Origin of the sequence: Pseudomonas sp. B2021, from assembly GCF_018135665.1 — a bacterium.
In the GTDB taxonomy this organism is placed as follows: domain Bacteria; phylum Pseudomonadota; class Gammaproteobacteria; order Pseudomonadales; family Pseudomonadaceae; genus Aquipseudomonas; species Aquipseudomonas lactis.
Window position 1 is genome coordinate 3,267,524 of the sequence record NZ_SMOF01000001.1, and the last position, 13,114, is coordinate 3,280,637.

General features: G+C 61.5%; 13 protein-coding genes. 5 read left to right on the plus strand and 8 right to left on the minus strand.

From position 1 onward, the window contains the following. Positions 1-77: 77 nt before the first annotated feature. The 7 genes from E1K68_RS14600 to E1K68_RS14630 all read right to left on the minus strand — a co-directional run bounded on the left by E1K68_RS14600 (position 78) and on the right by E1K68_RS14630 (position 8,475). Positions 78-1,457: an APC family permease gene (locus tag E1K68_RS14600; RefSeq protein WP_212614314.1), complete on the minus strand. Its 1,380-nt coding sequence runs from the start codon at positions 1,455-1,457 to the stop codon at positions 78-80. A 146-nt stretch (positions 1,458-1,603) separates the two neighbouring features. Beyond that, positions 1,604-2,986 (minus strand): aspartate aminotransferase family protein, encoded by a 1,383-nt coding sequence (locus E1K68_RS14605; RefSeq protein WP_137203740.1) that lies wholly within the window; start codon positions 2,984-2,986, stop codon positions 1,604-1,606. 36 nt (positions 2,987-3,022) lie between these two features. After that, positions 3,023-3,862 (minus strand): helix-turn-helix transcriptional regulator, encoded by an 840-nt coding sequence (locus tag E1K68_RS14610; protein WP_116667479.1) that lies wholly within the window; start codon positions 3,860-3,862, stop codon positions 3,023-3,025. Between the two features lie 101 nt (positions 3,863-3,963). Continuing rightward, positions 3,964-5,295: an LLM class flavin-dependent oxidoreductase gene (locus E1K68_RS14615; RefSeq protein WP_212614315.1), complete on the minus strand. Its 1,332-nt coding sequence runs from the start codon at positions 5,293-5,295 to the stop codon at positions 3,964-3,966. A 22-nt stretch (positions 5,296-5,317) separates the two neighbouring features. Next, a complete protein-coding gene (locus tag E1K68_RS14620) occupies positions 5,318-6,274 on the minus strand; it encodes an ABC transporter substrate-binding protein (RefSeq protein WP_057709984.1) in 957 nt (318 codons plus the stop codon). A 165-nt stretch (positions 6,275-6,439) separates the two neighbouring features. Continuing rightward, positions 6,440-7,768: an ATP-binding protein gene (locus tag E1K68_RS14625; RefSeq protein ID WP_034135622.1), complete on the minus strand. Its 1,329-nt coding sequence runs from the start codon at positions 7,766-7,768 to the stop codon at positions 6,440-6,442. Next, complete coding sequence (locus E1K68_RS14630; protein ID WP_032900604.1) at positions 7,765-8,475, minus strand: response regulator; 711 nt, start codon at positions 8,473-8,475, stop codon at positions 7,765-7,767. Before E1K68_RS14630 ends, E1K68_RS14625 begins: the two co-directional genes overlap by 4 nt. Positions 8,476-8,639: 164 nt before the next feature. Here E1K68_RS14630 and E1K68_RS14635 point away from each other — a divergent pair, with 164 nt between their 5' ends. The 3 genes from E1K68_RS14635 to E1K68_RS14645 all read left to right on the plus strand — a co-directional run bounded on the left by E1K68_RS14635 (position 8,640) and on the right by E1K68_RS14645 (position 10,599). Beyond that, positions 8,640-8,951, plus strand: a complete 312-nt coding sequence (locus E1K68_RS14635; RefSeq protein WP_034135621.1) for a hypothetical protein — start codon at positions 8,640-8,642, stop codon at positions 8,949-8,951. Next, the gene (locus E1K68_RS14640) at positions 8,951-9,619 is read left to right on the plus strand and encodes a DUF3313 domain-containing protein (RefSeq protein WP_212614316.1); all 669 of its coding nucleotides are present in this window, start codon (positions 8,951-8,953) and stop codon (positions 9,617-9,619) included. Before E1K68_RS14635 ends, E1K68_RS14640 begins: the two co-directional genes overlap by 1 nt. A 110-nt stretch (positions 9,620-9,729) precedes the next feature. Then, a complete protein-coding gene (locus tag E1K68_RS14645; protein ID WP_003191182.1) occupies positions 9,730-10,599 on the plus strand; it encodes an oxaloacetate decarboxylase in 870 nt (289 codons plus the stop codon). A 4-nt stretch (positions 10,600-10,603) separates the two neighbouring features. On the opposite strand, the gene E1K68_RS14650 is transcribed toward E1K68_RS14645, so the two are convergent. Then, positions 10,604-11,080 (minus strand): helix-turn-helix domain-containing protein, encoded by a 477-nt coding sequence (locus E1K68_RS14650; protein WP_057709980.1) that lies wholly within the window; start codon positions 11,078-11,080, stop codon positions 10,604-10,606. A 107-nt stretch (positions 11,081-11,187) separates the two neighbouring features. Here E1K68_RS14650 and fabF point away from each other — a divergent pair, with 107 nt between their 5' ends. Further along, complete coding sequence (gene fabF / locus E1K68_RS14655; protein WP_212614317.1) at positions 11,188-12,456, plus strand: beta-ketoacyl-ACP synthase II; 1,269 nt, start codon at positions 11,188-11,190, stop codon at positions 12,454-12,456. A gap of 71 nt (positions 12,457-12,527) precedes the next feature. Continuing rightward, the gene (locus E1K68_RS14660) at positions 12,528-12,908 is read left to right on the plus strand and encodes a RidA family protein (protein ID WP_003191178.1); all 381 of its coding nucleotides are present in this window, start codon (positions 12,528-12,530) and stop codon (positions 12,906-12,908) included. The last annotated feature ends 206 nt before the right edge of the window (positions 12,909-13,114 follow it).

The following is a 13,114-nucleotide window of genomic DNA, read 5'->3' on the forward strand; positions in this document are numbered from 1 at the left end:
ATCCAGGAAGCACGCGTTATCGTTGACGTTTTTCGCGAGCAAGCTCGCTCCTACAGATGAACCGAGGTGGGGCCTGTTTATTCGGCCATTTGCAGGTCCGGCATGCGTACCCGGAACCCTCGGGTGAGGCACAGCAAACACAGCAGCCCCAGGGCCATCCAGCACAGGCCGATGGTGAACGACAGGCCGGACAGGCTCGTCCACAACCATAGCGTGCTGAGAAACCCCAGGCCCGGCAGCGCGGCGTACAGCAGATAGTTGCGTGTACCGTGCAGCTTCTGGTCGCCCAGGTAATGCTTGATCACGGCCAGGTTCACCGCCGAAAACGCGAACAGCGCGCCAAAGCTGATCATGTTGGCCACGGTGTCCAGGCTGATAAACAGCGCAATCAGCGAAAACAGGCTGACCAGCATGATCGCGTTGGCCGGGACGCGTTTTTTCGTCACCAGCTTGCCGAATACCCTGGGCAATGCGCCGTCGCGGCCCATGGCGAATAGCACGCGGGACACGCTGGCCTGGGAGACCATCGCGGAGGCGAAACAGCCCGCCACATAGGTGGCGGTAAACGCACTCACCAGCAGCTCGCCGCCGACCCGGCGCATCACATCGACCGAAGCCGAGTCGGGATCGGCAAAACTATTCCATTCCGGGAAGACCATCTGGGCGCAATACGACACCACCAGAAACAGCAACCCACCGATCAGCGACACCGCCATGATCGCCTGCGGAATGGTACGGCGCGGGTCAGGTGTCTCCTCAGCCATGGTCGACACGGCATCGAAGCCCAGGAACGACAAGCACAGCACCGCCGCGCCGGTCATGATCAGCGGCACACTGAAGCCTTCATGGTGAAACGGCTTGAGCAGCGACACCGGCTCGGCTTGCCCGCTGAGGTTGTGGATCGACAACGCCACAAACACCACGATGAACACCAGTTGGGCCACGATCAGCACCCAATTGACCCGGGTAATCGACTCGATACCCACCAGATTCAGCGCCGTCACCAGGGCAATGGAGCCCAATACCCATACGGCGGTGGGCACGGTAGGAAAGTATTCGGACAAGTAGATGCCGATCAGCAAATAGCTGAGCAGCGGCAGGAAGATGTAGTCCAGCAGCAAGGTCCAGCCGGCGATAAAGCCGAAGGAGGCGCCAAACGCCTTGCGCGTATAGGTGTAGACCGAGCCCGAATACGGGTGCGCCTTGACCATGCACCCATAGCTGTAGGCCGTCAGCAGCATGGCAGCCAGGGTCAGCAGGTAGGCGGTGGCAAGGTGCCCTTTGGTCATCTGGGTCACCAGGCCGTAGGTGGTGAACACCGCCAGCGGCACCATATACGCCAGGCCGAACAGTACCAGCCCGACAAGGCCCAGGGGTTGTCGAAAGCGGCGCGATGAGGTTGGTTGGGTTGGGGTTTGATGGACGGGAGTATCGGCTACGTTTGTTATTGTATTCATTGCTGACTCCTGGAAAGTGGAATGCAGGGCGCCGCGGCGTTCGATCAAATCGACACCTTTGATGAGTCATCCATTGGGAGCGGTGGGCAGGCCGCTATGGGGCGCCCACCCTGTTCAACCGAAGCGGCATGCGGGGGCTTAGCCCTTCACAGTTTTCCCGCGATCCGTGCGGTGCGGTCCACCGCGATGCGGGTCTTGTCGACCAGCTCATCGAGCTCCGCGTGGCTGGCCACCAGGGCCGGCGCCATGATCATGCGGCCCAGGGTCGAGCGAATGATCACGCCTTCTTCAAAGCCAAAAGTGCGGCATTGCCAGGCCAGGTCGTTTTCATTGGCAAAGCGCTTGCGCGTGCCCTTGTCCTCGACAAACTGCAAGGCTGCCAGCAGGCCGGTGCCCTGGATATCGCCGATCAGCGGGTGGTTGCCAAAGACTTCGTGCAGGAGCGTGTGCAAATACGGCCCGGTGTCGTCCTTCACCTGGCGCACGATCCCTTCGTCACGCAGGGCCTTGAGGTTGGCCAGGGCCACCGCCGCCGCAACCGGGTGCCCGGAATACGTCAGTCCATGGGCAAACACTCCGCCCCGCTCCACCAGGGCTTCGGCCATGCGCTTGCTCAATACCAAACCGCCCATGGGCAGGTAACCGGAGGTCAGGCCCTTGGCGATCGACAACGTGTCGGGTTCGAAGCCGAAATGCTGATGGGCAAACCACTCACCTGTACGGCCGAAACCGCCAATCACTTCATCAGCGCACAGCAGCACATCGTATTGGCGACAGATGCGCTGGATCTCTGGCCAATAGCTTTCTGGGGGGAAAATCATGCCGCCGGCGCCCTGGAAAGGTTCAGCGATAAAACCGGCGACGTTTTGCGCGCCCAACTCCAGGATCTTTTCTTCCAGTTGCAGAGCGCAGCGCCGCCCGAACTCGGCCGGGGTCAACTCACCGCCCTGGGCGTACCAATAAGGCTCGTCAATGTGCGCGACGTCCGGGATCAAGCCGCCCATTTCATGCATGAATTTCATGCCGCCCAGGGCAGACGCCGCCAGTGTGGAGCCGTGATATCCGTTCCAGCGGCCGATCATGATCTTCTTCTGCGGCTTGCCGAGCACTTGCCAGTAGCGGCGCACGGTGCGGATCAGCACCTCGTTGGCTTCGGAACCGGAGTTGGTGTAGATCACATGGCTGTAGTGCCCTGGCAACAGGCTGAACAGCAACTCGGACAGCTCGATCACCGCCGGATGGGTGGTGTGAAAGAACATGTTGTAGTACGCCAGCTGATCCATCTGCGCGGCCGCCGCAGCGGTCAGGTCCTTGCGGCCATAACCCAATTGCGTACACCACAGGCCCGACATCCCGTCCAGGTAACGCTTACCCTCGCTGTCCCACAGGTACAGGCCCTCACCCCGGACCATTACGCGGGGGCCTTCGGCATTCAGCGCCTTTTGATCCACAAAGGCATGGATATGGTGGGCCGCGTCCGAGGCCTGATAGTCCCGGGTCTGGCGTTGCGGTTCAAAGGGTAGGTTCATGGCTTTTTCTCTTGTTGTGGGTAGTCATGCAGCCGGTCAACGGCCTTTGCTCATGTAGCGTTCAAGGGGGTCTTTGCTCAGCCCACCCTGGGCCTCGGCCAGCGAGTCGATAAACAGGGAAAACAGTTCCGATTGCGTGCCGATGTCGAGCTTGCTGTAGATGTGCTTGCGGTGGGACTTGATGGTGTCTTCGGAGACCCCGAGGCGCTCGGCCAGCGAACGTGTGGAGTGGCCGCGCAGGATCAACTGGGTGATCCGGCATTCGCGTTCGGTGAGCAGCGAGGAGCCGAAGTTGTTGAGTGCCGAGTGAATACGCTGTTCCAACAGGCTTTCGAAACGCGCGCCCTGAGTCTCCAGGCCGACGAAGTGCTTGCCCAGCACCGCCAGTACCCAAGGCGCTATGCGCTTGAATTGCTCGGTGGTGGTCGCGTCGAGCTTCTGCGTAAAGGCCAGCGACACCGCCAGGCTCAAGCCGTTGCTGGCCTGCAGGATGTAGTTGAGCTCATCCTCCAGGTGCGAATGCCGGTAAAACGACTGGTAGTACTCGCTGTGCTCGAAGTGATCGGGGGCTACGTCGGCGAGGTCGTAGCAGCCGGAAGCCGCCCCCTCCACGCAGGCGCCGTAGAACGGGTCGAGCAAGTAAAACCCGGAGAGGTACTGGCGCACATTGCCCTGGGGCAGCCATGGCCCGTCCAGTTCGAACACTGCGCTGGGCATGCCGTCGTGGGGGTACAGGTACAAGGTCGTGGCCTGAATGGGGCGGATACACCCCAGAGCATCGAACAACGTGGCGGCAAACCCCGCGTGCCCGATGCTCTCGGTCACCCTGGCTATCTGTTCGAACCACTGGGCTGAAGACAGTCGATCATTTTCCACGTCGAAGACTCGCCGTCATAACGGTTGGGTGCGACACCAGGTCACTGGCGCCGGGGACTGAAGTGATAGTCCCACACCCGCAAAGTCATCGAAATCACCCCTTAGGGTGAGGGGGTGCGCTGGAACCTCGGAATCGCCAAGCCCAGGCTTTCGCGCAAGGTCGAGCCCTCGTAGGCCGTGCGATAAACACCGCGCTCTTGCAGCAACGGAATCACTTCCTGTGTAAAACGATCAAATTGCCCAGGGTGCCCGAGGTAGATATTGAACCCATCCACGGCCCGCGCCTCGAACCAATCCGCTAGTTTCTGCGCCACCGTGGCAGCGCTGCCCACGAACGCGCCTGGGCGCAATTGCCGGCCAAATTCGACGGCCTGGCGCAGGGTAAAGCCCTTTTCCCGGGCCTGGTCGGCGATGCGTTTGGCAGCAGTGAAAAAACTGCTGCGCGCCGCCTCCAGGCTCTCTTGTGGGAATGGCGCATCCAGGTCGTACTGGCTGAAATCATGCCAGCCAAAATTGCGCCCGAACTCCTTGAGTGCCTGCGCAAAACTGTGGTCGAGCTGATGGTAGTGCTGCTCGATTTCCCGGGCATGGGCATCGGTGTCGCCCACATAAATTTCCGCACCGGGCATGATCAGCACCTGTTCCGGATCGCGCCCCCGTTGTGCCGCCCTGCCCTTGATATCCCGGTAAAACGCCTGGCCCTGCTCGATACTGGCCGCGTGGGTGAAGATCACATCGGCGGTGGCGGCGCCCAGGTCGCGGCCTTGCTCAGAGTCTCCGGCCTGGAAAATCACCGGCTGGCCTTGGGGCGAGCGCTGGATATTCAGCGGGCCCACCACCGAGAAGTGTTCGCCCTGATGATTCAGGCTGTGCAGCTTGCTCGGGTCGAGAAACTGCCCAGTGGCACGGTTGCGCACAAACGCATCGTCTTCGTAGGAGTTCCACAACCCCTGTACCACCTGAACGTGTTCGGCGGCGCGACCGTAGCGGGTGGCGTAGTCGTAGTGTTCGTCGCGGCTGTAATTGCCGGCGGTACCGGCATCGCCACTGGTCACCACGTTCCAGCCGGCGCGGCCTTTGCTGATCAGGTCCAGGGAGGCCAGGCGCCGGGCGACGTTATACGGCGAGTTATACGAGGTGGTCAGCGTACCGACCAGGCCGATATGCCGGGTGCTCACGGCCAGTGCCGACAGTAACGTCAACGGCTCCAGGCGATTGAGGTAATGGGAAGGCGAACCTTCGGTGATGAACTGGCTGTCGACGATAAACATCAGGTCGAACAGTGCGGCCTCAGCCTGGCGCGCTATCTGGATGTACCAATCGACGTTGACGCTGGCATCGGCCGGCAATTGCGGGTCAAGCCACAGGTTATGGCGGCCCGGCCCACCGCAGCCCATGGTCAGGGCGCCCAGTTTGAGCTGTCTTTTAGTCATTGCGCAGTAGTCCTTCAAGCGTTCAGGGCTGGGTGGTGGCGACGGCGGGCTGCAAGGCGGCCGCGAATGAAGGGTCGAACAACGTGGCGGCCGAGTAAGACTTGACCAGGCCCAGGCCGGCAAAAAAGTCCACGGTCTTTTGCGCCTCGATGGGCGCCTGAGGCGTCAGCGGCTCGACGGTGGTGCGCGCACGGGCAAACCAGACGCGGGCGATGTCGGCATCCGCGCGGGTGCGCTTGGCCCAGGCATCGGCATACGCGTTGGCGTTGGCCGGGCTTTGGCGCGCCCAGTCACGGGCTTTTTTCAGGCGCTGGAGGAAGTCGCTGATGGGTTCACGTTTGGCCTCGACGGCACTGGCGTTGGCGGCAATGAAACTCTGGGCCGGAATCAGGTCTTCAGCGGTTGCCAACACCCGCGCACCTTGGCGCTCCTGTTGCGTGACGTAGGGTTCCCAGGTGGCGATCACGTCAACCGCACCGCCTTCCAGCGCGTGGGAAGCATCCAGGGCGCTGAGGTAGCGCCATTGCAGCGAATCCCGTGCAACCCCGGCCTTGTCCAGTGCAGTCAGCAACAGTTGCTGGCTCCAGGAACCTTTCCAGATCGCGGCGCGCTTGCCTGCCAGATCGGCCAGGCTGTGGATCGACGAGTCCTTTTTTACCAGGATGGCCACGCCGTCGAGATTCTGCCGGCTCACGGCGATCACCTTGATCGGTGCACCCAGGGCGCCCAGGAACAACACCGGGGCATCCCCGAGCAGGCCCAGGTCCAGGCTGCCAACGTTGAGCGCTTCGGCCACCGGTGACCCGGCCGTGAACTGTTTCCAGTCCAGCGTATAAGGCAGATCATCCAGCACCCCCGCCGCTTCCATCACGGCCTGGGCGTTGTAGCTCTGGTCGCCGACCACCAGGGTTTGCGCCTGCGCCGTCAGGCACAGCAATGAGGCAACCAATCCAGCCGCCAGGTTTTTGAGGTAACGCACGTTCGTCTCCAGATGCCTTGTGAGGCATTCAAATCGATCCGCGCGTACGGTCTCGGTTTTATAAGGTCATTTGTTGTCAGGGGTATTTTTGCGGTGTTGAAGGCGGGATGTAAAATACTGATAACGCATAACCTAATTCAATAATAATGCGCATATCGCATCACGCTAGCGCGGCAATTCAACCCGGGCCACCAACCCCGAACCGCGCCGATTGCTCAGGCTCAGCTCACCGCCCTGCTCGCGCACAATGGCCCGCGCCGCCGAGAGCCCAAGCCCCACCCCACCGGTATTGCGGTTACGTGAGGTCTCAAGGCGAAAGAACGGATCGAACACACGCTCCAGGTCCGCTTCAGGAATCCCCGGGCCCTCGTCGCAGACCTCGATGCACACCCTCTGATCGTCAACACTCAGAGCAATGCTGGGGTGCCGTGCGTACTTGGCAGCATTTTCCAGCAGGTTGACCACTACCCGTTTAAGCCCCAGTGGCCGGCCGTGATAGACCAGATGGGGCGGCCCCCGGAAGTCGACCACCAGTTGCTGGTCGCGATAGTCGTCGATGATGGTTTGCAGCAGTTCCGACAGATCGAACGCCGTGCTGTGCTCCAGCACCGTATCGTCGCGGAAAAACGCCAATGCGGCGTTGATCATCGACTGCATTTCCTCGACATCGCGAATCAGCTTGTGCTGATGGTCCAGGTCTTCCATGAACTCGCAGCGCAGGCGCATCCGCGTCAAAGGCGCGCGCAAGTCATGGGAAATGGCCGCCAGCATATGGGTGCGTTCGCCGATAAAGTGCTGGATCTGCGCCTGCATGGCGTTGAAGGCGATGGTGGCCTGGCGTATCTCGTCGGGGCCTTCGATGTCGATGGGCGGTGCTCGCAGATCGCCGCCGAAGCGTCTGGCGGCACTGGCGAAACGCTGCAACGGCTTGGCCAATTGCCGGGTGGCGACCCAGGCGACCAGCAAGGTAGCGATCAGCCCAAGAATGATGATGACCGCAATCCGCGTGGGTGCGCTCAGGCCCCAACTGCGTACGGGCGGTATGAAAGACAACCAGCTGCCATCAACTAACTGCACCAGCGCCACATAACGTGCGTCGGGGCTGCCACGCGGCCAATCGTCCGGGCTGTACACCTGAATGGTGCGCCCCGTGCCAAACAATGCCTGTATCCCAGGGACTTCGCCGGCTTGTAGCACGTTGCCGCCGCTGGGCAGGCCGAAATCCACGGGGTTGGTATGCCACGTCACCTGCAACCGAGTATCGCTGGCCGCTGCCGCCAGGTGCGAGCGCAACGGCGCAGGCGCGGCCTCGATCACTTTCAACGTCGCGGCCATTTGTTCCAGTAACCCCGTGCGGTCGATGGGCGGGCGCGCCCACACCCCGGCCACCTGCACGAACAAGGCGTTAAGGGCCAGTGAGGCGAGCATCGCAGCGAGGATGGTCAGGGCGATGCGCCGGTTCAGGGTGTCGCGGCGCAACAGGCGGCGGATCATGAGCGGGTCACCGGCGCGGTAAACAGATAGCCGCCATTGCGCACGGTGCGGATCAGGTCCGGGCGCTTGCAGTCGGGCTCGATCTTGCGGCGCAGCCGGCTGACCTGCACATCGATACTGCGGTCGAAGGCATCGTGGCCCTGGCCGTGGGTCAGGTCGATCAATTGGTCGCGGGTAAGAATGCGCTGGGGGTGTTCGAGAAACACTACCAGCAGGTCGAACTCGCCACCGGACAGCGGGATCATGACGCCCTCGGGCGAACGCAGTTCGCGACAGGTGATATCCAGATGCCAACCGGCGAAGGCAATCACCGGGCGTGAGCGCTCGTCGGCCGCACTGACCGACTGCCCCGCACGCCGTTGCACAGCGCGCAGGCGGGCCAGTAATTCACGCGGGGCGAAGGGTTTGGTCAGGTAGTCGTCGGCGCCCAGTTCCAGGCCAACAATGCGGTCGCTCAACTCGCCCATGGCCGTGAGCATGATGATAGGAATGCCGAACTGTGCCCGCACTTTCTGGCACAGGCTGAGGCCGCCTTCGCCGGGCAACATGAGGTCGAGGATGATCGTGTCCGGCCGCTGCTGCGCGATGGCCGCCCACATGGCCTCGCCGTCGGCGGCCACGTCGACTTCATAGGCGTGCTGGACGAAGAACTTCTTCAGCAATGCCAGCACTTCCACGTCGTCATCGACGATCAGCAGTCTGCTCACGTTCACAGGTTCCCAAGCCAAAAAAAGAACGACATCTAAAACCATTCCGGCGCCGGGGTCATTTATTTCAATCGAGCAACATTCCTTCGCCACGGACACAACCCGGACATCTTTGGGTAAAACCTGTCGGGCATTCTGCACGTCTTCCATTCAAGGAGACGCCTATGAAAGTTTCGAGCAGCAGGTACACCGAGCAGGCCGCGAGCGACGCGCGACCATTGGTGCTGAGCCAGCGCACCTCTTCCCCGGCTCAGGATAGCCCGATGCTGTTCCAGGAATCCTGCCTGGGGCTGAACGCGGAACTGGACCGTATCGTGCTGCGTCGCTACTTCGAACACTACAGCCCCGACGCCGGGCGGTGGGTCGAGTACGCCCACTCCATTCCCATCGCCGAGCTTGTCCACTGGATCATGACCCATGGCCAGTTGCACATCGAATCCTCGCACGACACTCCAAACGAACAGGCAACCCATTGATGGCCCGTAAATGCTCATTCCTGCTACTGATGGCGGCCACCCTGAGCCTGATCGCTTGCAGCAGCAACAAGGTCGAACCCGAGCGATATACAGGCTTTCTTCATGACTACAGCCTGCTTAAAGAGCAACAGAGCCCGTCGGGCCAGACCGTACAGAGTTGGGTCAGCCCGGCCTTGAAGCGTGGCCGCTACAAGCAGGTATATCTGGCGCCCAGCCAGTTTTTCCCGGCTGTTGAACCCTCCGCTCAGATCCCCCAAAATACGCTCTCCCACGTCACCGGCTACTACGACTTGGTACTGCGCTCGGAACTTGGCAAATACGTTTACCTGGCCTCGAAACCTGGCCCTGACACCCTCACAGTACGCCCTGCCATCACACACATCGCCACCAGCCCCCAGGGACTGCGGTTTTATGAGTGGCTGCCGATCACCCTGGTCGCAGCGGGCGTGAGCGCCGCCACTGGCATCCGCGATCGAGACAGTGAAATCGCCACGGAGCTGTCATTGGAAGATGGTTCGACCGGCGATGTCGTGGCGGCCATGGTGCGTAAAGGCACCGGTGCTCCCCTGGCCAATGACAAAGAAGTCATGACCGCTGACAATGTCAAGGACGTGCTCGACGGCTGGGCCCGCGACCTGGGTACGTCGTACAGTGCAGTCGCTCGATAACCCTCGCCTTGCTCAAACGTCATAATCACAGGGGCATCTGCGTGGTAATCTCCCGGCACCACGAATAGACATTGATCGTCACTTGACGATGACCAAAGCCAGGAAAGACCATGCCCAAGATTTCTCATTCAGCGCTACGCCGTAACTTCCGTGACCTGCTGGCAACGCCGATCTGCGTTGAAACCGCTTCCGTATTCGACCCCATGTCTGCCCGCATCGCGGCTGACCTGGGGTTTGAAGTGGGTATCCTGGGCGGCTCGGTCGCCTCCCTGCAGGTGCTGGCGGCCCCCGATTTTGCGTTGATTACCCTGAGTGAGTTCGTCGAGCAAGCCACCCGCATCGGCCGTGTGGCCCAGTTGCCGTTCATTGCCGACGCCGACCACGGCTACGGCAACGCCCTGAACGTGATGCGCACGGTGGAAGAGCTGGAACGCGCCGGCGTCGCGGCGCTGACCATCGAAGACACCCTCTTGCCCGCGCAATTCGGGCGTAAATCCACGGACCTGATTTCCGTCGAAGAGGGCATCGGCAAGGTCAAGGCCGCGCTGGAAGCGCGCGTCGACCCGGCGCTGTCGATCATTGCGCGCACCAATGCCGGCGTGCTGCCCACCAGCGATGTGATTGCGCGTACCAAGGCTTATGAAAAGGCCGGTGCTGACGGCATCTGCATGGTCGGCGTCAAGGACTTCGACCACCTGGAGCAGATCGCAGAGAACCTCAGCGTTCCCCTGATGCTGGTGACCTACGGCAACCCACAACTGCACGACAGTGAGCGCCTGGCCAGCCTGGGTGTGCGCATCGTGGTAGCCGGGCATGGCGCCTACTTCGCCGCGATCAAGGCCACCTACGACAGCCTGCGTGCCCAGCGTCAGCTGACCCACAGCACTTCGAACCTCAGTGCCACGGAATTGACCCACACCTACACCTTGCCGGAAAGTTATGTGGCGTGGGCTGAAGAGTTCATGGATGTAAAAGAGTAATCAATCACTCACGGTTCAGCCGTTGGCGCATCCCTGCGCTGGCGGCCGGGCCGGGCTGTACCTCGCACTGATCCATCGCCACCAACGCACCTTCAGCCGTCGCCATCACCGGCTGCACCGGTCGGCCCGTCTCGCGTTCCACCACCTCGACACTGATGCCCTCCTCGGCGTAATGCCGGTTGCCCCACGCCACTAACGCCATCAGCACCATACGAAAGTCCTCGCCCCTGGCCGTCGGCACGTATTCGTAGCGTGGCGGGCGCTCGCTGTAGGCACGGCGCTCCAGCATCCCCGCTTCCACCAAGCCATTAAGCCGGCGCGTCAACATGTTGGGCGCGATGCCCAGGCTGCGCGAGAACTCATCGAAACGGCGCAGGCCGTGCAAGGCGTCGCGCATGATCAGCATGCTCCACCACTCCCCTACCCGCTCAAGGCTGCGGGCGATGGGGCATTCGGCACTGATGAGGGATTTGCGCTGCATAAGTATTCCTGTGTGCGAGTAAAAACTTGAAGGATGCCATGTTACTTTCATGATGATAGTGACGTCCATACGCTGTGTATCCTTCAAGCAACAGGAGTCGATTGAGCATGAGTAAACGTATCGTCGTGACGGGCATGGGCGCGCTGACGCCGCTGGGATCGAGCGTGGAATCCACTTGGCAGCGCTTGCTGGACGGGCAGTCGGGCATCCGTCGTTTGCCGCAAGAATTGATCGGTGATCTGGCGATCAGCATCGGCGGCCAGGTGCAAAGTGTGCTGCAAGACCCCGAAGCCGGTTTTGATCCTGATCGACTGCTGGCGGCCAAGGAACAGCGCAAGATGGACCGCTTTATCCTGTTCGCCCTGGCGGCCGCGGATGAAGCCTTGAAGCAGGCCAATTGGGCACCCAAAACACCCGAGGAGCAGGAGCGCACGGCGACCATCATCGCCTCCGGCGTCGGTGGTTTCCCGGCCATTGCCGATGCGGTGCGCACCACCGACAGCAAGGGCCCGCGTCGTTTGTCGCCCTTCACCATTCCATCGTTTCTGAGCAACATGGCTGCCGGACATGTGTCGATCAACTATGGCTTGAAGGGCCCTCTGGGTGCGCCTGTCACAGCGTGTGCCGCCGGGGTTCAAGCTATCGGCGACGCAGCGCGAATGATCCGCGCCGGAGAAATCGACATCGCGGTATGCGGCGGTGCCGAAGCGGCGATTCATCGCGTCAGCCTTGCCGGCTTCGCCGCGGCGCGGGCGTTGTCCAGCGATTTCAATGACAGCCCGCAGCGTGCTTCGCGGCCCTTCGATCAGGCGCGCGACGGCTTTGTGATGGGCGAAGGCGCCGGCATTCTGGTGATTGAAGAGCTGGAGCATGCCCTGGCACGGGGTGCGCAGCCGATTGCCGAACTGGTGGGCTATGGCACCAGCGCAGACGCCTATCACATGACAGCAGGGCCTGAGGATGGTGACGGTGCGCGCCGGGCAATGACCCAAGCGTTGCGCCAAGCGGGTATCGAGGCGTCGCAGGTGCAGTACCTGAATGCCCACGCAACCTCCACACCTGTGGGCGACAAAGGCGAGCTGGCGGCGATCAAAACGGTATTTGGTACCGGCGGCAGCCCGGCGATCAGCTCGACGAAATCCGCCACCGGCCACTTGCTCGGTGCTGCGGGGGGCATCGAAGCCGTCTTCACCGTGCTTGCCCTGCGTGACCAGATCGCGCCAATGACACTCAACCTGGAAAACCCGGACGCCCTCGCCAACGGCCTGGACATGGTGCGTGGTGAGGCGCGCCCCATGGCGATTGAATATGCGCTGTCCAATGGCTTTGGCTTTGGCGGCGTGAACGCCAGCGTGCTGTTCCGACGCTGGAGATGAGCCAGGGTTTGCCCCAGAGGTGAATTTCACCGACCATGGCGCCTTTCTGTTCCTGCCAACAAGAGGTGCCCATGGCCAACCACGACCTGTCCTATACCCCTGATCCGGACGCCGATTCCATCTCCTCTGACGTGATCGGCTTCAACGGCATCCTGGTCTCCACCCAGATTCCCACCCGTGCCGATGGCAGCCTGGAGCTGGGCGATATCACCCAGCAAAGCGAGTGCACCCTGCAAGCGCTGAAAGTCGCGCTGGAAAAAGCCGGCAGCTCCATGGACCGGGTTATGCACTTGACTATTTACCTCACCGACATGGCCGACCGCGCGGCGTTCAACGAGGTTTACAAGCGCTTTTTCGCCAAGCCCTGGCCAGTGCGGGCAGCAGTGGGCGTTGCCGCCTTGGCGGTGGAAGGTATGCGGGTGGAAGTGACGGCGATGGCTGCCAAGGCTTGAATCTGTGACGTTTTTAGAACCGAACTGATCGGAATGTTGAACTCGGTCAAAAAGGTGGGAGCTGGCTTGCCTGCGATAGCGGTGGTGAATGTTCAATCGCCATCGCAGGCAAGCCAGCTCCCACATTGGGGCTTCGTTGCGTTGAGTAATGCGTTCGCTTAACGGACTTGCATTAGGCCCGACAGCCCTGCGGTAGATGCCGCCCA